This is a genomic window from Variovorax sp. GW821-FHT09D07 (assembly GCF_059416345.1).
Window position 1 is genome coordinate 59,519 of sequence record NZ_JBWKOY010000008.1, and the last position, 19,503, is coordinate 79,021.

The following is a 19,503-nucleotide window of genomic DNA, read 5'->3' on the forward strand; positions in this document are numbered from 1 at the left end:
TCGGGCCCCACGGGTTTCCCCTGCCGTCGGCGCGCCCCGGGGGCTTTACCGCCGCTTCACCCGACGGACAAATTGCAACGCGCGGCCCGTGGCCCAATGCGCCTTCGGAGCGGCCGACCCGCGCCCGCCCTTCCACGCTCTGCCCATGCACCTGCTTTCAGACGCGACGATATTCACCGAGGTCCGCTTCTGGGGGCTGGTGCTGTGCTCGCTGGTGCTGCCCGCCGCGATCTTCGTCACGCTGTTCGTGCGGCGCGAGTTCTCCAAGATCACCGTGCTGGCCTTCGGCCTGCTGCTGATCGCGCTCGCGGGCGCGGACATCTTCCTGCTGCGCGCACTGGCGCGGCTGGCACAGGCCACGCCCTCGCTGGCGGACGACCTGGTCTTCTCATCGGAGCTGTCGATCGCGCTGTACATCTTTCCGGCGGCGTTCGGCACCATCGGGCTGAACATGGTCTCGCACGTGCTCATGCACTACCTCAAGCAGAAGGAAGCGCGCTTCGAGGCCCACCGGCAGGCACTGCCGTCGGCACTGCAAGGGCGCCGAGGGTCGCGCGTGCTGCGTCACCGTCGTGCTGCATCGCGCATGTCGCCCCGGCCGGGCTCGCGCACGGCGGCGGCGCGCCGTCCGCCCGCGGACCGCTGAGGACGATACCCGGCGGGTTTCCTCCGGCACCCACGGGGAACCGTGGGGTTCGACGCCGGTTGCCGCCAGAATCGAAGGATGCCCGCCACCATCCTGTTGATCGACGACCACGCGATGTTTCGCGAAGGCCTGTTCCTCGCGCTGCGCGAAGCCGAGCCTTCGATGACCGTCGCCACGGCCCGCAACGGCGCCGAAGCGCTCAAGGCGCTCGCCACCTTGCCCCGGCTCGACGCGGTGATGACTGACTACTACCTGCCCGACCTCGGCGGCGCGGCGCTGCTGGCCGAGCTGCACCGGCGGCGCGGCGGCCTGCGCATCCTGGTGCTGTCGGCGTCGGAAGACCCGCAGGACATCGACACCGCACTCGACGCCGGCGCGCAGGGCTTCGTGCACAAGTCGGCCGACAGCCAGCAGCTCATGGACGCGCTGCGCCGCGTCATGGCGGGCGAGCAGAACGTGGTGCAGGCGTCGCCGGCGGGCGGCGCGTCGCTGCCCGTGCTGTCGACGCCCACCGACGTGCTGAGCACGCTCACGGCGCGGCAGGCCGAGGTGCTGCAGCTGCTGTGCGAGGGGCTGCGCAACGCCGAGATCGCGCTGCGCCTGGCCACCAGCGAGAAGACGATCAAGGCGCACATCTCGGCGATCTTCGGCGCTCTCGGCGTGACCAGCCGCACGCAGGCCGTGATTGCGGCGCGGCGCGCGGGGATGCTCGGGCGCCCGCGCTAGCAGCGCCGCAACGCTGTCAGCGCGGCTGCTGCTGCGTCGTGCAGTGGATGCCGCCGCCACCCGCGGCGATGGCGTCGATGTCGAGCTGCACCACCTCACGCTTGGGGAACAGCTCGCGCAGCAGCGCGCGGGCGTTGCCGTCGGCGCGCGCATCGCCGAATTGCGGCGCAATCACGGCGCCGTTGCAGACGTAGAAGTTGATGTAGCCCGCCGCGAACTCGTCCGACTCGTAGGTGCTGCGCACCGTCTCCGGGCCGCGCAGCACTTCCACGCGCAGGCGCTGGCCGCGTGCATCGGTGGCCTGGCGCAGGATCTCCAGGTGGCGCCGGGTCACGGCGTGGTCGTAGGAATCGGGGTCGTCGTCCAGGCCCGCGACCACCACGCCCGGCGCGGCAAAGCGCGCATAGAAATCGGTGTGGCCGTCGGTGATGTCGCGGCCCGCGATGCCGGGCAGCCAGATGATCTTGCGCAGGCCCAGCAGGCGCTTCAACTCGGCCTCGCAGGCTTCCTTGCGCAGGCCGGGGTTGCGGTTGGGGTTGAGCACGCAGCTCTCGGTGATGATGGCCGTGCCCGCGCCGTCGACCTCGATGCCGCCGCCTTCGAGCACGAGCCGCGTGCGCAGGCGCTGCACCTCGGCGGCGTCGGTCACGTACTCGGCCACTTCGGCGTCGCGCGCATGCGATTGCTTGTTGCCCCAGCCGTTGAAGTTGAAATCGATGCCGGCCCATTCGCCCGCGCCGTTGCGCACGAACACGGGGCCGGTGTCGCGCATCCAGAGGTCGTCCACCGGCTGCACCTCGAGCGTCACGCGGTTGCCGCACAGGCGCGCCGCCAGGTCGTGCTCCTGCTCGCGCACCAGCAGGTGCACGGGCTCGAAGGCGGCGATGGTGCGGGCGATCTGCGCCAGGTGCTCGCGCGCCGGCTTCAGCAGGCGCCGCCCCCAGACCCGTTCGCTGGGGCCGAAGGACATCCAGGTGGCGCGGTGCGCGTCGCCCTCGTCGGGCATGTGCCAGGTGTCGGGCGCCGCGGCGGTGGCCGTGGCGACCAGGCCCAACGAGGCCAGGGGCGCCAGGCCCATGCCGTGCAGCAGGCGGCGGCGGGTCAGGGGAAGGTGCATGTCGGTCTCCGGAGTCAGGGGAGGGGGCGCGGCATCACGCCGGTTCCTGTTGCGTCGTGCAGTGGATGCCGCCGCCGCCCGCGGCGATGGCGTCGATGTCCAGCTGCACGATCTGGTGGCTGGGCAGGTGCGCGGCCAGCGCCGCGCGGGCCGCGCTGTCGGCCACGGCGTCGCCGAACTCGGGCATGAACACCGCCTTGTCGGTGAGGAAGAAGTTGACGTAGCCGGCCGCGAACTCCTTGCGCGCAAAGGTGGGGCGCACCTGGCTGGGCGTCTTCAGCGTGACGATCTGCAGCGGGCGCCCGCGCGCGTCGGTGGCGCCGGTCAGCAGTTCCAGGTGGCGGTGTGTCACGGCGTGGTCGTACGATTTCGGGTCGGTGTCCAGCGCCGCCACGACCACGCCGGGCTTGAGAAAGCGCGCATAGAAGTCGGTGTGGCCGTCGGTGATGTCGCGGCCCGCGATGCCCGGCAGCCAGATGATCTTGTCCAGCCCCAGCAGGCGCTTGAGTTCGGCCTCCGCGTCGGCCTTGCTGACGCCCGGGTTGCGGTTGTTGTTGAGCACGCAGCTCTCGGTGATGATCGCCGTGCCCTGGCCGTCGACCTCGATGCCGCCGCCTTCCATCACGAGGCTGCTGCGCAGCAGCGGCACGCCCGTGAGGTCGGCCATGCGCGCGGCCACCGTGGCGTCGCGCGCATGGGCCTGCTGGTTGCCCCAGCCGTTGAAGTTGAAGTTCACGGCGGCGCGTTCGCCACGGGCGTTGCGCACGAAGACGCAGCCGGTGTCGCGCATCCAGAGGTCGTCGATGGCGTGTTCGATCAGGTGCACGTTGGAGCCGCACAGTTGGCGGGCCGTGGAAGCATCCGCGGGGTTCACCAGCATCTTGACCGGTTCGTAGACGCTGATGGCATTGGCGATGCGCGCCAGCGCCTGGAACACCGGCTGGCGCATCTCGGCCGTCCAGATGGATTCGCGCGCCGCGAAGGCCATCCACACGGCGCGGTGGGCGTCGCCTTCGTCGGGCATGCGCCAGCCGGACGCGGGCGCCGGGACCGGTGCAGGCGAAGGGGTCGGCATGGGCACGGGGAAGGGCGGCAGCATGCCGCTGCCCCCACTACCGCCGCCACCGCCGCAAGCGGTCACGAGTCCACCGAAAAGGCCCAGGCCGCCCAGGCCCAGGAGAGTGCGTCGCGTTGTCATTGGAATCAGGGTTATTACTAAGTTCTAAGAAGCCCCGGATTCTGTCGACGCCTATCTATCTACACAATTGATGTCTTTTGAAGGGATTGATCGATCTGGCTCATATCACCAGCGTCTTCCTGCGCAAACAGCCGCAGGCTGTCGAACACCTCCCGCACCAGCGGCAGGCGTGAGGGGCCCTCGGCGCACGCGATCCAGAGAGTGCCCAGCGGCAGGCTCGGGCTGTCCGCCAGCCGCCGCAATTGCCCCGTGCGCAGGGCGTCGTCGGCCAGCAGGCGCGACACCAGCGCGATGCCCCGGCCGCGCAAGGCCGCGTCGAGCACCAGGCGCGGGTCGTCGTAGATCGCGGCCTTGCGCAGGCCGCCGAAATGCGCGCGGATGAAGGGGCCGATGCGGTCGCTCGTGAGGTCTTCTTCGAGGCACAGCAAGCCGAGATTGGCATCTTCGTTCTGTGCAGGCGGGCCGACGGCCACGAGTTCGTCGGTGAGCAGCGGCACCTCGAACACGCCCTCTTGCCGCAGCGGCGCGCGAGTGATGGCAATGTCCACGTCGAGCTCGTCGATGAAGCGCGCGCTCTCGTCGACCGAGATGATCGGGCACAGGTCGGGGTGCGCCTGCAGCAGCCGGTCGACACGCGGCTGCAGCCAGCCGCTGGCCACGGGTGCGGGACACACCAGCGTGACGAGGCGGTCGTCCATGTAGGTCTCTATGCGGGCCAGCCCATTGCGGATGTGCTCGAGCGACTTGCCCACGCTGTCCAGCAGCAGGCTGCCCGCCACCGTCAGTTCCACGCCGCGCCCCTTGCGCCGGAACAGCGGCTGGCCGACCTGCTGCTCCAGCTGCGAGATCTGGTGGCTCACGGCGGACTGCGAGACGAACAGCTCTTCCGCCGCGCGCGAGTAGTTGCCCAGGCGGGCCGCCGCCTCGAAGCCGATGAGGAACTTGAAAGAGGGCAGCCGGGTGTTGGACATATGAATGGGGTCGATGAATTTAGCCAAGAAATGTCGCTTTTTCATCGAAGGAATTCAAGTCAGAGTGGGCGTCCCTGCAATTTCTTCTGAAGGACCCTTTGATTTCCAACGATTTCGACGCCCGCCGCGCCGGCCTGCGCATGCCCGCCGAATGGGAGCCGATGGCCGCCACCTGGCTGGGCTGGCCGGTGCTCGACCACCGCGAAACCTTGTGGGGCGCGCACTACGACGCGGTCTGCCGCGCGTTCGGCCTGCTGGCGCGCACCATCGCGCGCTACCAGCGCTGCATCGTGGCCGCGCACGCACCGCTGGCCGACGCGGCCCGCACGGTCTGCGGCCCGCAGGTGCGCGTGGTGCCCATCGCGGCCGAAGACAACTGGCTGCGCGACTGCGGTCCGATCTTCCTCGTCGACGAGCACCACGTGAGCCAGACCGCGGTGGGCTTCCGCTTCAACGCATGGGGCGAGAAGTACCACCCGCACGACGGCTGCCAGCGCGCCGCCGCGGACATCGCCGCGCTGGCCGGCGTGCCGCTGGTGCGTTCGGACATGGTGCTCGAAGGCGGCGCCTTCTACGTGGACGGGCAGGGCACGCTGCTCACCACCGAGAGCTGCCTGCTGCACCCGAACCGCAACCCGGGCCTGCGCAAGACGGAGATCGAAGCCGAGCTGCGGCGCATGCTGGGCGTGCACAAGATCGTCTGGCTGCCGGGCCATGCGGCCGAGGTGGAGACCGACGGCCACATCGACGGCATCGCGTCGTTCATTGCGCCGGCCCGCATTCTTTTCAATGCGGCCGACCCCGACCAGGGCGACTACTTTCGCGCGATGCAGGAGAACCGCCGCGCGCTCGAACTGGCGACGGACGCCTGCGGCCGTCGCTTCGAGATCCTGGACCTGCCCGTGCCGCGCGACGTGCACAGCTACGGCAGCGCGCGCTTCTGCGACCTCTATTCGAACTACATCCTCGTCAACGGCGCGGTGATCTCGACCGCCTTCGGCGTGCCGCGCGATGCGCAGGCGCGCGAGGTGTTCGCGCGTGCGTTCCCCGACCGCCGCGTCGAGCTGCTGCCCATTGACGCGATCTCGCTGGGCGGCGGCGCCGTGCACTGCTCGACGCAGCAGCAGCCGATGCAGGGGAATCGCCTGGCCGTGCGCGGCTTCTAGGGCGCGATCAGCTGCGACACCGTCGCCTGCAGCTGCGCCGGGTCCACGGGCTTGTGCAGCATCTGCCAGCCGCGCGCCGCCACGTCGCTCAGGCGGCGCGGATCGGTGTCGCCGCTCACGATCAGCGCGGGAATCGCGTCGTCGTTGTATTCCTCGTGCAGGCGGTCGACCACGTCGATGCCGGTCTCGCCCGCGCGCAGGCGGTAGTCGCTGACGATGAGCGCCGGCTTGCCGGGCTGGCGCGCGGCGAGCGCCAGCAGCTCGTCGCCGCCTTCGGCCGCGATCACGCGCAGGCCCCAGCTTTCGAGCAGCAGCTGCAGGCCCAGGCGGCTTTCGCCGTCGTCCTCGGCCACGAGCACGAGGCGGCCGGTGTCGGCCGGCAGCGGCGCGGGCGGCGCCTCGGGCGCGGGCAGCGCCTGGCGCGCCAGCGGCACCGTCACCGAGAACACCGTGCCCCGGCCGACGCGCGAGCGCAGCGCCAGCGGATGGCCCAGCAGCGCGGCCGTGCGGCGCACGATGGCCAGGCCCAGGCCCAGCCCCTTGGTGCGGTCGCGCTCGGGGTTGCCGAGCTGGTGGAACTCCCAGAACACCTGCTCCTGCTCGGTGGGCGGAATGCCGGGGCCGGTGTCCCACACCTCGATGCGCAGCGCGTCGGCGCCCGCGCGGCGGCAGCCGATGAGCACGCCGCCGCGCGCCGTGTAGCGGATCGCGTTCTCCACCAGGTTGCGCAGCACGCGGTCGAGCAGCGCGGGGTCGGAGTGCACCACGGCATCGCCCGCGCGCAAGCGCAGCGACAGCGCCTTGCCCGCCGCCTGCGGCGCGAACTCCAGCTGGATCTGGTCGAGCAGGCCCGCCAGCGCAAACGGCCGTGCCTTCACGCGCACCACGCCCGCGTCGAGCCGCGAGACATTGAGCAGGCCTTCGAACAGCAGCCCCATCGCCGCGGCGGCGCGGCCGATGCTGTCGACCACGTGCCGGCTCGCCGCCGGCAGCGCCTGCCCGCGCAGCACGCCCACGAACAGGCTCAGCGCATGCACCGGCTGGCGCAGGTCGTGGCTGGCGGCGGCAAGGAAGCGCGACTTGGCGAGGTCGCTGCGCTCGGCCGCGTCTTTTTCCAGGCGCAGCTGCCGCAGCAGGTAGAGGTTTTCGAAACGCAGCTCGAGCGAGTCGACCTGCGTGCGGTACATGCGCTGCGCGAAGGCCAGCGTGACGAACAGGTAGAGCACGCCGGCCGCCGACATCACGCGCAGCAGCACGTCGTCGAGCGTGCCCATCGCGAGGATCGCGGGTGCGAAGTACGTCACCTGAAAGCCGTAGAGCAGCCCCAGGTCGATGCAGTAGGCATAGATCGCGCCCGTGCCCATGGTGAGCATCGCCACCACGATGAACATCTGCTGCGGCAGCGACACCTGCAGCATCCACCCCGCCAGCGGCAGCCCCCACAGCAAGCCGCCGAGCACCGCGCCGACCATCGCGCCGCGCCGCCAGCGCCGCAGCGCGTCCGGGTCGTGCTCGGCCTGCTGGTAGCGCGCCACCTGCCAGGCGCGCGCCGCCGTCAGCACCGCGTTGGCGGCTACCCAGGCCAGCAACTGCTCGTGCGGCACCGCGCCCCACAGCGCCGCGACCACCAGCCCCGCCGTGAGCATCACGCCGAGCAGCGAGAACGGAAAGTTGCGTCGCAAGGCGGCCATGCGCGCGGCAAAGACGGGGTCGGCGGGCGTCGTGGGTGGGGTGGCGCTCATCGGTGTGTGGACGGAGGGGGAGGTGGGATCGCCGAAGGTGGCGATCCCAAGGTAACGCGTGGCGTGGGGGGCGTCATGGGACTTTAGTCCAATGCCTGCGCCTTGCCCGAGGCCGCGCAGGCGGCATGGCATCATCGTGCGCCGCTTCCCACCGCCCATCCATGTCCGCCGATTCCTTCGTCCGCCGCGTTCGCAGCCAGCTCGACCAGTTGTCCGCGACCGAACGCCAGCTTGCCGATTTCGTCCTGGAGTTTCCCGGCGAGCTGGCCAGCTATGCGGGCAACGAACTGGCGGAGCTGGCGGGCGTGTCGCCCTCCACGGTGAGCCGCTTCATCCGGCGCATCGGCTACGAGAACTACGAAGAGGCGCGGCGCCAGGTGCGCGAAGAAAAGCAGACCGGCTCGCCGCTGTTCCAGAACGCCACCGAAGCTTCCAAGCGCGGGCACCTCGTGGCCACGCACTTCCAGCAGTCGCAGGCCAACCTGGCGAGCACCTTCGAGCGCCTGAGCGACAAGCAGATGGCCGAGATCGTGAAGGCGATCATCGGCGCAGGGCAGGTGCTGATCTTCGGCACGCGCAGCAGCCACGCGTTTGCGCTGTACCTGCGCTGGCAGATCATCCAGGTGGTGCCGCGCGTCACCGCCATTCCGGGCCCCGGCGAGACGCTGGCCGAGCACCTGGCGGGGCTGGGCGAGCGCGACTGCGTGATCGTGTTCGGCACGCGCCGCCAGACGCGCCAGCTCGACACCCTGCTCGCGGGCGCGCAGCGCGTCGGCGCGAAGATCGTCTACATCAGCGACCGCGCCTCGCCCGATTTCGCGGGTGCCACGTGGTCGCTGCAATGCGACTGCCGCGGCCCGGGGCTGCTCGACAACCACGCGGCCGTGATGGGCGTGTGCGACCTGATCGCCACGATGGTGATCGAGGCCGCGGGCTCGGCCGGGCGCAAGCGGCTGGCGGCGATCGAGCTGGGGCACGAGGAAAACGGCGAGCTCTGAGGGGGCGCTCGGCCCCGCGCCGGTTACTTCGCCGCTTCGCTGCGCGGCAACTGCGCCTTCAACAACAGCGCCATCTCCTTCTTGCGCGCCGGCGGCAGCCGCGGCGTGATCGCACCGAAGCTGATCGCCGCCAACGTGGTGGCCGACGCCGCGAAGGTGCGCCCCACGCCCGACACCCCTTCAGTGAGCGTGTCCACGATGTCCGCATGGCCCGCCGCGCGCGTGCGCTTCACGGCCTGCTTCATGCGCTCGCGGGTGAAGCCGGCCTGCGCGTACTCGGCGGTGTGGCGCTCGAGGATGCGGTCGATCTCGGCGTCGGACAGCGCGGCCATCAGCGCCAGCCCGCCCGCGCCCAGGCCGAGCAGGCGGCGACCGCCGACGTCGGTGGTGAACACCTTCACCGGAAAGTGCCCTTCCTCGCGGTGCAGGCACACGCAGTAGTCGCCCTGGCGGATCACGAGGAACACGGTGTCGCCCGACATGCGCGCGAGCTTTTGCATGAGGGCTCGGCACGAGTCCACCAGCGGCACGCGCCGCATCGAGGCAAAGCCCATCTGCATGGCGTCGATGCCCAGGCGGTATGCCTTGCCGTCGGGGTCGCGCTCGGCGAACTGTTCCTCGGCCAGGCATGAGAGCAGGCGGTGCACGGTCGAGCGCTCCAGCCCCGAGGCGGCGATCACTTCGGTGAGCTTGATGCCTTCCTCGTGGTGCTCGGCCAGCAGGCGCAGCAACTGCAGGGCGCGCCGCAGGCTCTGGGCACCGGCGGTCTCTCTGGGTTCGTCCATATAGTGGGAAAAATTGGAATTAGTGTTTGGGATGCAGGAATTTCGAAGTCTAAACTGCCCCCGCCCCAGACACAGACCCGGAGACACACGATGGCTTACGACACCCTCGAAATCGAACACCACGGCGCCGTGCGCCGCATCCTGCTGGCCCGCGACGCCCAGCGCAACGCCCAGAGCCAGCAGATGCTGGACGAGCTCATGGCCGCCTTCGACGACGCCGCGCGCGACGACACGGTGAACGCCGTGGTGCTCGGCGGCAAGGGCGCGCACTTCTCGGCCGGCCACGACCTCAAGCAGGCGCAGGCCGAGCGCGCGAACTTCACCGTGGAAGAGCGCTGGGCCTACGAAGAGCTGCGCTACTTCGACTACTCGATGCGCATCTGGGACTTTCCCAAGCCCACCATCGCGCAGGTGCAGGGCGCCTGCGTGGCGGGCGGCTTCATGATCGCCAACATGTGCGACCTGGTGGTCGCGGGCGAGTCGGCCTTCTTCAGCGACCCCGTGGGCCACACGCTGGGCGCGGCGGCCACCGAGGTGCTGATCCATCCGTGGGTGATGGGCGCGCGCAAGGCCAAGGAAATGCTCTACACCGGCGGCAAGCTGTCGGCGCAGGAGGCGCATGCGATCGGCATGGTGAACCGTGTCGTGCCCGATGCCGAACTGGCCGACGCCGCGCTGGCGCTGGCGCAGCAGATCGCCAAGGCGCCGCCGTTCGGGCTGCGGCTGATCAAGCGCTCGATCAACCGCACGCTCGACGCGCAGGGCCTGCGCACCGCGCTGGCCGCGCACTTCGACACGCACCAGCTCTCGCACCTGAGCGAGGGCTTTCTCACGGCCCGCGACCGCGGCCTGGCCTCGGCCATCCAGAAGAACCCCGCCTCCGCCTGAACGAAGATGACTTTGCACCGTCTCGAACCCCTGCTGAACCCGGCCTCCATTGCCGTGGTCGGCGCCAGCGGCAATGCCGCGCGCATCGGCGGCATGCCGCTCGCGCACCTCACGACATTCGGCTACCGGGGCGCGATCTACCCGATCAACCCGAAGTACGAAGAAGTCTTCGGCCTGCGCTGCTGGCCCGATCTCGAAGCGCTGCCTGCCGCGCCCGACCTGGTGGTGCTGGCACTGGCCGCGGCCGAGGTCACGCCGATGCTCAGGCGCTGCCAGGCGCGCGGCGTGCGCGCCGTCATCGTCTATGCCGCGGGCTTTGCCGAAGCCGGTGCGGCAGGCGCTGTATTGCAGGCCGAGCTGGAGGCCTTCGTGGCCACCACCGACATGGTGGTCGCGGGCCCGAACGCGATGGGCTTCGCCAACCTCAACACGCAGGCCCACACCAACTTCGCCTCGGTGTTCAACACCGCGCCGATGCAGCAGGGCCCCGGCCGCGTGAGCCTGCTCACGCAAAGCGGCAACGTCTGCGCCGCGGTGTACGCCATTGCGCGCCGTCTGGGCGTGGACTTCAGCCACTTCATCAACACCGGCAACGAAGCCTGCGTGGACTTCGCGCAGTACCTCGAGTACCTGGCGCAGGACGACGCGACCGAAGTGGGCATCGGCTACATCGAGGAGCTGCGCGACGGCCCGCGCTTCATGGAGGCCGCGGCCGAGTTCGTGCGGCGCGACAAGCTGCTCATCCTCTACAAGGCCGGCGAGACCGAGAAGGGCTCCGAGGCCGTGCGCTCGCACACCTCGGCGCTGGCCGGCGACCAGCAGATCTACCAGGCGGCGTTTCGCCAGCTCAACATCATCCAGAGCCACGACTTCGCGCAGATGGCGCAGCTCGCGCACCTGGCAGGCTACCGGCACCGAAGCGCCGGCAAGCGCGTGGCGATCATCACCATCTCGGGCGCGCTGGGCGCGATCCTGGCCGACAAGTTCATCGGCCAGGGGCTCGACGTGCCCACGCTGCCGCAGCCGCTGCAGGACCAGCTGCGCGCCGGCATTCCCGACTACGGCATGGTCTCCAACCCGGTCGACGTGACAGGCAACGTGGTGAACGACCCCGGCTTCGTGCGCACGGCGATGGAAGCGCTGGCCGTGTCCGACGCCATCGACGCCATCGTGGTCTACGCGCCGGGCTACATGCTCGACCGCATGGCCGACGACCTGTGCGTCGTGGCCGAGAAGCACCCGCGCCTGATCGTCGCGATCGACACCGGCGCCGCGAAGACGCGCGAGCAATTGCGCGCGGGCGGCGTGCCAGTGTTCGAGGACATCGGCGTGGCCGTGTCGGCGCTGTCGCCCTTCCTGCTGTGGCAGGAGCGGCGCAAGCACAACCCCTGGCTGCAGGTGCGCAGCCAGCCCGCGCCCGCGCGCGCCGCGCTGGCAGGCCGGGCCGACGAGCACACCACCAAGCGCTACCTCGCGGAGTTCGGCGTGCAACCGGTCGACGAGGCCGTGGCGCGCACGGCCGACGAAGCCGCGGCCGTGGCCGCGCGGCTGGGCTTTCCAGTCGTGCTGAAGGTGCTCAGCGCCGACATCGCGCACAAGACCGAAGCCGGCGGCGTGCGCCTGCGCCTGGGCAATGCGCAGGAGGTGCGCAAGGCCTTCGACGAAGTGATGGCTTCGGCGCACGCCTACGCGCCCACGGCGCAGATCGACGGCGCGCTGCTGCAGAAGATGGAAGCAGGGCAGGCCGAGCTCATCCTCGGCGCCACGCGCGACCCGGTGTTCGGCATGACGCTGACCGTGGGCCTGGGCGGCGTGCTCACCGAGCTGTACAAGGACGTGAGCCACCGCGTGCTGCCGGTCGACGAAGCCATGGCGCGCGACATGCTGGGCGAGCTCAAGGCCTTTCCGCTGCTCACGGGCTACCGCGGCCGGCCGCTGGGCGACGTCGAGGCCGCGTGCCGCGCCATCGCCGGATTTTCACGCGCCGTGCTGGCGCTGCAGGAACAGGCAGACGAGGTCGAGGTCAACCCGCTGCTCGTGAAGGAACAGGGCCAGGGCGTGCGCGCGCTCGACGCGCTGGTCCTGGCTTCGTAGACACAACCACAACCATCGACAGAGACAGGAGACATCCCATGTTCAAGAAAGCACTGGCCTGCGTGGCCCTGGCCGCCGCCGCGCTCGCGGGCGGTACCGCCGTGGCGCAGACCTACCCGACCAAGCCCGTCACGCTCGTCGTGCCGTTCTCGCCCGGCGGCGCGGCCGACATCATGTCGCGCCTGCTGGCCGAGCGGCTGCACAAGCGCCTGGGCCAGCCCGTGCTGGTGGAGAACAAGCCCGGCGCCGGCACCATGATCGCCTCGGAGTACGTGGCCAAGGCCGCGCCCGACGGCCACACGCTGCTGCTCGCGGCCTCGTCGCTGGGCATCGCGCCCAGCCTGTACAGCAAGGTCAACTACGACCCGGTGAAAGACTTCGCACCGGTCTCGCAGGTGGCTTCGGTGGTGCACGTGCTGGTGGTGCATCCGAGCATTCCGGCGAAGAACGTGGGCGAGCTGGTGAGCTGGCTCAAGGCCAACCCCAACAAGGCGAACTACGGCTCGGTGGGCGCGGGCACGTCCACGCACCTGGAGGCCGAGCTCTTCAACAGCGTGGCCGGCGTGAAGATGCAGCACATCCCCTACAAGGGCAGCGCGCCCGCGCTCACCGACATGATCGGCGGCCAGCTGCAGGTGATGTTCGACGCGTACGCGTCCTCGGGCCCCTTCATCAAGGACGGCAAGGTGCGCCTCTTGGCCGTGACCACGGCGCAGCGCTCGCAGTCGCTGCCCGACACGCCCACCGTCGCCGAGTCGGGCCTGCCCGGCTACGAAGCCATGCCGTGGCTGGGCGTGGTCGCACCGGCGAAGACGCCTGCAGCGGTCGTGAACAAGCTGCACGACGAGCTGCAAGAGGTGCTCAAGGAACCCGAGGTGAAGGACAAGTTCCGCAGCCTGGGCCTGGACATCATCGGCAACAAGCCCGAGGAGTTCGCCGCCTTCCTGCGCAAGGACATCGTGAAATGGGCCAAGGTCATCAAAGACTCGGGCGCAAAGGCCGACTGACCTGCGCGATCCATCAGCAAGAACGAGAAAGCAGACAAGCATGCAAGTGGGTTACTCGGCGGAAGACGAAGCCTTCCGCCTCACGTTGCGCGACTGGTTCGAGACGCACTATCCGCGCTTCGTCGCGGCCTGGCCCGGCGGCGTGCCCGACGCCAACGAGCTGACATGGCGCCGCGCCTGGGAAGACCACGTGTGCCAGGCCGGCTGGTCGGGCCTGGGCTGGCCCAAGGCCCACGGCGGCAAGGCCTGGCCGCTCACGCGGCAGGCCATCTTCCACGAGGAGCAGGCCCGCATCGGTGCGCCGCTGGGCGTGAACATCATCGGCCACGGCATCCTGGCGCCCACGCTGATCCACTTCGCGAGCGAGGCGCAGAAGGCACGCTACCTGCCGGGCATCCTGAGCAACCGCGAGATCTGGTGCCAGGGCTATTCCGAGCCTGGCGCGGGCTCCGACCTTGCGGCGCTGTCCACGCGCGCCGAGCGGCGCGGCGACCACTACGTGCTCAACGGCCACAAGGTGTGGACCTCGTTCGCACACATTGCTGACCACTGCTTCGTGCTCGCGCGCACCGACGCCGCTGCTGCGCGCCACAAGGGCATCAGCTTCCTGCTGGTCGACATGAAGAGCCCCGGCGTGCGCGTGGAGCCCATCCGCCAGATCACCGGCGAGTCGGACTTCAACGAGGTCTTCTTCGAGGACGTGAAGGTGCCGCTCGACGCGCTGGTGGGCGAGGAGAACGGCGGCTGGCGCCTGGCGATGGCGGCCGCGAGCTTCGAGCGCGGCACCTACTTCATTCCGCGCCAGGTGCGCTTCACGCAGGAGCTGGGCACGCTCACGCGGCTGGCGGCCAGCGTGCAAAGGGGCGGACGCCCCGCGCTCGACTGCCCGCATCTGCGGCGCGACCTCGCGCGGCTGGCGGTCGACAGCCATGTGCTCAAGCTCAAGTCGTACCGCGCGCTCACGCACGCGATGCGCGGCGGCCCGCCGGGGCCCGAGGGCTCGTCGACCAAGCTGCACTGGAGCGAGTCGCACCAGAAGCTGCTCGCCACCGCCATGGAAGTGCTGGGCGAGCGCGCGCTGGCCGGCGCCGAGCCCACGGGCGCCGACCCGCAGGCCGCGTCCTGGGTGCGCGACTACCTGTGGACGCGCGCCGAAACCATCCTGGCGGGCACCTCCGAAGTGCAGCGCAACATCCTGGCCGAGCAGATGCTGGGCCTGCCCAAGAACTGATTGACGACGACACGACCCGCCATGGATTTCGCATTGAACGACGAGCAGCAGATGCTGCACGCGTCGGCCCACCGCTTCTTCGCCGACCACCATCCGCTCGCGCGCGCCCGGCGCGCCTTGCCCTGGACCGATGCCACGCAGCAGTCGCTGTGGGCCGACATGGCCGGCATGGGTTGGATGGCGTTGCTGGTGCCCGAGGCGCACGACGGCTTGGGGCTCGGCATGAGCGAGGCCTGCATCGTGGCCGAGGCTGCGGGCCAGCAGCTGCTGAACCTGCCGCTGGCTGGCAGCGCCGTGCTGTTGCCGCTGTGGCTGCAGGCGTGTGGTGAGGCACCGCCCGAGGCGTTGCACGACTGGGTGCGTGCGGCGGTGGCGGGCGAGCGCGCCTTCCATTGCATCGCGGACGGTGATGGCTGGATCGACCACGCGGGGCAGGCGTCTGATCTCGTGGTGGTGCAGGGCTGGCATGACGACGCCGTGCCGCTGCGCGTGGCGCTGCGACCGATGCCCGAGGGCGCGGCATCCGATGCGCTCGATCCCACGTTGCGACAAGCGCCGGCGGCTCCCGCGTCGTCACTCGCGTGGGAGACGCTGCCCATCGCGCCCGAAGCGCGTGCCCGCGTGCGCGCCGCGCATCGCGTCGCGCTGTCGGCGGAACTCGTCGGCGTCGCGCAGGCCGCACTCGACCTCGCCAGCGCCTACGCCCGCGAGCGCGTGCAGTTCGGCAAACCCATCGGCAGCTACCAGGCCATCAAGCACCAGCTCGCCAACGCGTGGATGGGCGTGGACAACGCGCGCCTGGCTGTGCGCTACGCCGCTGCCGCGCTCGACGGCGGCCTGCCGGACTGGCGTTTTGCCTGCGCCGCCGCCGAGTTCACGGGCATCGAAGGCGCGCAGCAGGCCACGCGCACGGCCATCCAGGTGCATGGCGGCATGGGCTTCACCTGGGAGCATGACGCGCACCTGTACCTGAAGCGCGCGCAGCATTTGGCGACGCGCCTGGGCGGTGCCTCGCGCGCGCTGGACCAGGTCGAGGCGTTGGCCCTGGCCTGAGCGGCGTCAGGCCTGCGGCGCGGCAGCGTCCGCGCGCAGGCCATCGATCAGCAGCGACAGGCTCGCCCGGAACTCGGTCTCCGCATCGCTGGCCGTGGCGGCGGTCGCGATCTCGATCAGGTGCGGAAACCGGTCCGGCGGCAGCGCCTGGAAGCGCGCGATGGTGTCGTCGGGCGATTCGTCGGCCTGCAGCGTGAGCGGCCCGGCCAGCTCCGCCTGCGCGGCGCCCATGATGAGTGCGGACACGGCGCGAAAACCCACGAGCAGGCGGGCGCCGCTGCGGCCGCTGTGGGCCAGCGTGCGCAGCAGGGCTTCGGTCACTTCGAACACCGCGGGCGAGCGGCTACGCTTCGTGAGGATCAGGGGAATCACATGGGGATGGTCGCGGATCACGCGCCACAGCGTGACCGCGATGTCCTCCAGCGCTTCATGCCAGGGCAGGCGGTCGTCGGTCTCCCAGCGCACCTTGCCCAGCACCGCCTCGACCACCAGCATCTCCAGTTCCTCGCGCTGCGAGACGTAGTTGTAGAGCGTCATGGCGCCGGTCTCCAGCCGGCTCGCGAGCGCGCGCATGGTCAGGCCGGAGAGGCCGTCCGCATCGACCAGCGCCAGCGCGGCCTGCTGGAGCTGTTCACGGGTGAATTTGGCGGGACGTCCCACGCTTGACTCCGTTCTTGAAGGGGTTGTAAAGTAATAAACGTACAGTGTACTTAAAAATAGAAAGGCGCTTTCCAGCCACCCGGCCCGGCGTCTTCGCAACCCTTCCTGAAGGATCATCGATGAAGTTCTCGCCCGGCGATGTGGTGCCCGCCACGGCCCTGGAAACGATCCACGGAAAGCCCTTGCAGCTGCCGGACGCCGGTTCGCGCTGGGTTCACCTGCAGTTTCGCCGCTTCGCGGGCTGCCCGGTCTGCAACTTCCATCTGCTGACCTTTGCCCGAAGGCAGGGCGAGCTGGCGGCGGCGGGCATCCGCGAGGTCGTGCTCTTTCACTCGTCCGCGCAGGAGATGCGCAAGTACCAGGCGCAGCTGCCGTTCGACTGCGTGGCCGACCCCACCAAGGCGCACTACCGGCGCTTCGGCGTGGAAACCTCGCGGCTGGCGTTCCTGCATCCGCGCGTCTTCTGGAGCGGCCTGCGCTGGGTGCTCGCGACGGGCCGCTTCTACAAGCGGGCGGAGAACGGCATCACGGGCTTGCCGGCCGACGTGCTCATCGACGCGCGGGGCACCGTCGTCGCCGTCAAGTACGGCGGGCACGCGGACGACCACTGGGAGGTCGACGAGCTGCTGGCGCTGGCCGGCGCCGCGAGTTCCTAGACAGCAGCGGCGCACGCCCGCGGTGCGCGAGCGCACGCTGCAGGTGCGCTCGGGCGCCACTTGCCAGCCCAACCCCGGAGAACCCGTCTTCCAGGCCTGAAAACCACCCGGCATGAAGCTTGCGAACGCCCGCAACTGAATGAAATTTGAATTTCAACTATTTGAAGTAGGTGAAATCCATATGCCATTCAGGCGCGATGCCGCCTACGATGCGATCCGCGACACCGGGCTGCACCGCGCAAGCAAGCACTTCATTCCTTCTCAAGGGGTTTTTCCATGGCTGGACCTGCACTCTCCTCCGGGCCCGACTCGCCCCGAGTCGCGGAGCTCGATCGCGCGCTCGACACCATCGGCGTCACGCGCTCGCACCACACGATCATCTTCCTGATCCTCATCGGCTGCCTGTTCGATGCCTTCGAGCAGAACGCGGTCGGCATCGTCGGCCCGATGCTGCGCGAGCAGTGGGGGCTGAGCGCCTCCGACATCGGCTTCCTGAACACCGTCACCTTCGCCTGCGCGGCCATCGGGCGGATCATTTCGGGCTTCATCGCCGACCGCTACGGCCGGCGCGTGATGCTGTCGATCGACCTGCTCTTGTTCACGCTCGGCGCGGGCATCTGCGCGATGGCACCCAACTTCACGGTGATGGCGCTGGGCCGCGCGGTGGTGGGCTTCGGGCTGGGCGGCGAGATCGCCATCGCGGTCACCATGCTGGCCGAGTTCTGCTCCACCAAGTTCCGCGGCACGGCGGTGGGGATGGTCAACGTGGGCGCGGGCGGGCTCGGCAACTTCCTGGCGCCGGGCTTCGGCCTGCTGGTGTTCTGGATGTTCCCGGGCGACAACGCCTGGCGCTGGCTGTTCGCCTGCCTCATGGTGCCGGCGCTGCTGGGCGCCTTCTACCGCCGCTACATCCCCGAGACGCCGCGCTTCCTGCTGTCGCAGGGCCGCGTGAAGGAAACCAACGCGGTGCTGTCGCGCCTCGCCTCGGGGAAGCTGTCGGGCAAGCCGGCGGCGCCTCAGCAATACATCACCGACGACGGCACGCTCGCGCAGGCCGCCCGGCCGAAGGTGCGCGTGACCGAGATCTTCCGCGGCGCGCTGGCGCGGCGCACGGTGCCGCTGTGCATCACGATCTGGATGACCTACGGCGCGCAGATCTCGGTGCTCACGCTGATGCCGACCATCCTCGTGACGCTGGGCTACAGCATGTCCAAGAGCCTGCTGTTCACGATGGTGATGCAGGGCGGCAGCCTGCTGGGCGCCATCGCGGCCTCGCTGCTGGGCTTTCACTTTCCACGCAAGCGCGTGCTGACGGCCGGCGCCGTGTGCGCCTGCCTCGCGGCACTGACCATCGGCTTCGTGGCCAAGAGCATCGTCGTGATCCTCATCGCGGGCGCGGTGTTCCAGTTCTTCGTGCTGCTGCTGAACACCACCATCTGGATCTTTGCGCCCGAGCTGTACCCGACGCGCGTGCGCGCCTTCGGCACGGCCTTCATCCTGGCCACGGGCACGGCGGCCGGCGCGCTGATGCCGCTGGTGGCGGGCCGCCTCTTCGACAGCTTCGGGCTGGTCGGCGTGTTCGGCCTGGCCGCCGCGATGTACGCGGTGTTCGTCGCCAGCGTGCAGTGCGTGCCCGAGACCTACGGCCAGTCGCCCGATGCGCTGCCGCTGCCCGGCGAGGCCGAGGCCGAAGACCGCGCACCGGGCGCGACGCTGGCCCGCTCGAACTGAGCCACGCACCGAACGATCTCCAAAGAAAGCGCTTTTCCGCATGCCCGACATCCTGCTCATCAACCCCAACGCCTCCGTCGCCACCACCGACATGATGGTCGGCATCGCGTCCGCCGAAGCGCCCGCCGGTTGCCGCGTGACCGGCCGCACGGCGGTGCAGGGCCCGCCGATGATCGTCAACGAAGACGAGCTGAACGCGGCCGCGCACGAGGTGCTGAAGGTGTGGCGCGCGGCGGCGGGCGAGGGCTGGGACGGCGTGATCGTCAGCGCCTTCGGCGACCCCGGCGTGGCGCTGTTGCGGCGCGAGGCCGGCGTGCCCGTGGTCGGCATCGCCGAAGCCTCGATGCTCGCGGCGGGCGAGGGCGGCCGCCGCTTCGGCATCGCCACCGTCACGCCCGACCTCGTGGCACCCATCGAAGCGCGCGCGGCCGCGCTCGGGTTGGGCGCGCAGTTCAGCGGCATCCGCCTCACGCAGGGTGATCCGCGCGCGCTCGCAGCCGATGCGCAGGCGCTCGAAGAAGCGCTGGCGCAGGCCGTGCAGCGCTGCATCGACGACGACGGCGCGCAGGCCGTGATCATCGGCGGCGGTCCGCTCGGGCAGGCCGCGCTCGCGCTCGCGCCGCGCTTCGAGGTGCCGGTGATCGCGCCGATCGGTGCGGCGATGCGGCTGCTGTGTTCGAAGCTCGCGGTCACACCGTGAGACGTTCGTCGCGGCGATGAGAGGCGAGGCGTTTTGGCAATGAACGCCTTCTAGAATGAAACGACACACTTGTCCGCAAACATCGGGCAAGCCGCATCGTTCGTTTTCTTTCTTGCATGCCTCACCTTCGACCG

The 19,503-nt window shown here is 69.9% G+C and carries 18 protein-coding genes; 12 read left to right on the forward strand and 6 right to left on the reverse strand.

Translation table 11 applies throughout. The features are described from left to right. The first annotated feature begins 145 nt into the window (after positions 1–145). Both AC07OX_RS24620 and AC07OX_RS24625 read left to right on the forward strand, forming a co-directional pair. Positions 146–646, forward strand: a complete 501-nt coding sequence (locus AC07OX_RS24620; protein WP_495262274.1) for a hypothetical protein — start codon at positions 146–148, stop codon at positions 644–646. A gap of 78 nt (positions 647–724) precedes the next feature. After that, entirely contained in the window at positions 725–1,372 is a 648-nt protein-coding gene (locus AC07OX_RS24625; RefSeq protein WP_495262273.1) for a response regulator, read from the forward strand. 16 nt (positions 1,373–1,388) lie between these two features. Here AC07OX_RS24625 and AC07OX_RS24630 read toward each other — a convergent pair whose 3' ends face one another. The 3 genes from AC07OX_RS24630 to AC07OX_RS24640 are packed head-to-tail and all read right to left on the reverse strand — an operon-like array spanning position 1,389 to position 4,658. After that, positions 1,389–2,489, reverse strand: a complete 1,101-nt coding sequence (locus AC07OX_RS24630) for an agmatine deiminase family protein (RefSeq protein WP_495262272.1) — start codon at positions 2,487–2,489, stop codon at positions 1,389–1,391. A 34-nt stretch (positions 2,490–2,523) separates the two neighbouring features. Then, positions 2,524–3,687 (reverse strand): agmatine deiminase family protein, encoded by a 1,164-nt coding sequence (locus AC07OX_RS24635; protein WP_495262271.1) that lies wholly within the window; start codon positions 3,685–3,687, stop codon positions 2,524–2,526. 59 nt (positions 3,688–3,746) lie between these two features. After that, positions 3,747–4,658, reverse strand: a complete 912-nt coding sequence (locus AC07OX_RS24640) for a LysR family transcriptional regulator (protein ID WP_495262270.1) — start codon at positions 4,656–4,658, stop codon at positions 3,747–3,749. A 98-nt stretch (positions 4,659–4,756) separates the two neighbouring features. Between AC07OX_RS24640 and AC07OX_RS24645 the strand changes: the two genes are divergently transcribed. Next, entirely contained in the window at positions 4,757–5,824 is a 1,068-nt protein-coding gene (locus tag AC07OX_RS24645) for an agmatine deiminase family protein (RefSeq protein WP_495262269.1), read from the forward strand. Here AC07OX_RS24645 and AC07OX_RS24650 read toward each other — a convergent pair. Beyond that, entirely contained in the window at positions 5,821–7,566 is a 1,746-nt protein-coding gene (locus AC07OX_RS24650; protein WP_495262268.1) for an ATP-binding response regulator, read from the reverse strand. The genes AC07OX_RS24645 and AC07OX_RS24650 overlap by 4 nt on opposite strands. Before the next feature lie 161 nt (positions 7,567–7,727). Here AC07OX_RS24650 and AC07OX_RS24655 point away from each other — a divergent pair, with 161 nt between their 5' ends. Next, positions 7,728–8,564 (forward strand): MurR/RpiR family transcriptional regulator, encoded by an 837-nt coding sequence (locus AC07OX_RS24655; protein WP_062480494.1) that lies wholly within the window; start codon positions 7,728–7,730, stop codon positions 8,562–8,564. A 23-nt stretch (positions 8,565–8,587) separates the two neighbouring features. Here the strand turns inward: AC07OX_RS24655 and AC07OX_RS24660 are convergent, their stop codons facing one another. Continuing rightward, a complete protein-coding gene (locus AC07OX_RS24660) occupies positions 8,588–9,349 on the reverse strand; it encodes an IclR family transcriptional regulator (protein ID WP_495262267.1) in 762 nt (253 codons plus the stop codon). A gap of 90 nt (positions 9,350–9,439) precedes the next feature. On the opposite strand from AC07OX_RS24660, the gene AC07OX_RS24665 reads away from it, so the two are divergent. From AC07OX_RS24665 to AC07OX_RS24685, 5 genes are read left to right on the forward strand one after another with little or no spacing between them, the layout of a single operon-like run. After that, positions 9,440–10,237: an enoyl-CoA hydratase gene (locus AC07OX_RS24665; RefSeq protein ID WP_070059491.1), complete on the forward strand. Its 798-nt coding sequence runs from the start codon at positions 9,440–9,442 to the stop codon at positions 10,235–10,237. Between the two features lie 6 nt (positions 10,238–10,243). Beyond that, on the forward strand, positions 10,244–12,331 hold the full coding sequence (locus AC07OX_RS24670) for an acetate--CoA ligase family protein (RefSeq protein ID WP_495262266.1): 2,088 nt from the start codon (positions 10,244–10,246) through the stop codon (positions 12,329–12,331). 38 nt (positions 12,332–12,369) lie between these two features. Beyond that, positions 12,370–13,338, forward strand: a complete 969-nt coding sequence (locus AC07OX_RS24675) for a tripartite tricarboxylate transporter substrate binding protein (protein ID WP_495262265.1) — start codon at positions 12,370–12,372, stop codon at positions 13,336–13,338. A gap of 40 nt (positions 13,339–13,378) precedes the next feature. Then, a complete protein-coding gene (locus AC07OX_RS24680) occupies positions 13,379–14,569 on the forward strand; it encodes an acyl-CoA dehydrogenase family protein (RefSeq protein ID WP_495262264.1) in 1,191 nt (396 codons plus the stop codon). A gap of 21 nt (positions 14,570–14,590) precedes the next feature. Continuing rightward, on the forward strand, positions 14,591–15,622 hold the full coding sequence (locus AC07OX_RS24685) for an acyl-CoA dehydrogenase family protein (RefSeq protein ID WP_495262263.1): 1,032 nt from the start codon (positions 14,591–14,593) through the stop codon (positions 15,620–15,622). Between the two features lie 6 nt (positions 15,623–15,628). On the opposite strand, the gene AC07OX_RS24690 is transcribed toward AC07OX_RS24685, so the two are convergent. Then, positions 15,629–16,282 (reverse strand): TetR/AcrR family transcriptional regulator, encoded by a 654-nt coding sequence (locus AC07OX_RS24690; protein WP_495262262.1) that lies wholly within the window; start codon positions 16,280–16,282, stop codon positions 15,629–15,631. Positions 16,283–16,401: 119 nt separating this feature from the next. Here AC07OX_RS24690 and AC07OX_RS24695 point away from each other — a divergent pair, with 119 nt between their 5' ends. The 3 genes from AC07OX_RS24695 (at position 16,402) to AC07OX_RS24705 (ending at position 19,369) form a co-directional block, all read left to right on the forward strand. Next, positions 16,402–16,938: a peroxiredoxin-like family protein gene (locus AC07OX_RS24695; RefSeq protein ID WP_495262261.1), complete on the forward strand. Its 537-nt coding sequence runs from the start codon at positions 16,402–16,404 to the stop codon at positions 16,936–16,938. Positions 16,939–17,214: 276 nt separating this feature from the next. Then, positions 17,215–18,669 carry an MFS transporter gene (locus AC07OX_RS24700; protein WP_493192791.1) on the forward strand — a complete coding sequence of 485 codons (1,455 nt, stop codon included), beginning with the start codon at positions 17,215–17,217 and terminating at the stop codon, positions 18,667–18,669. Positions 18,670–18,709: 40 nt separating this feature from the next. Next, positions 18,710–19,369, forward strand: a complete 660-nt coding sequence (locus AC07OX_RS24705) for an aspartate/glutamate racemase family protein (protein WP_495262260.1) — start codon at positions 18,710–18,712, stop codon at positions 19,367–19,369. The last annotated feature ends 134 nt before the right edge of the window (positions 19,370–19,503 follow it).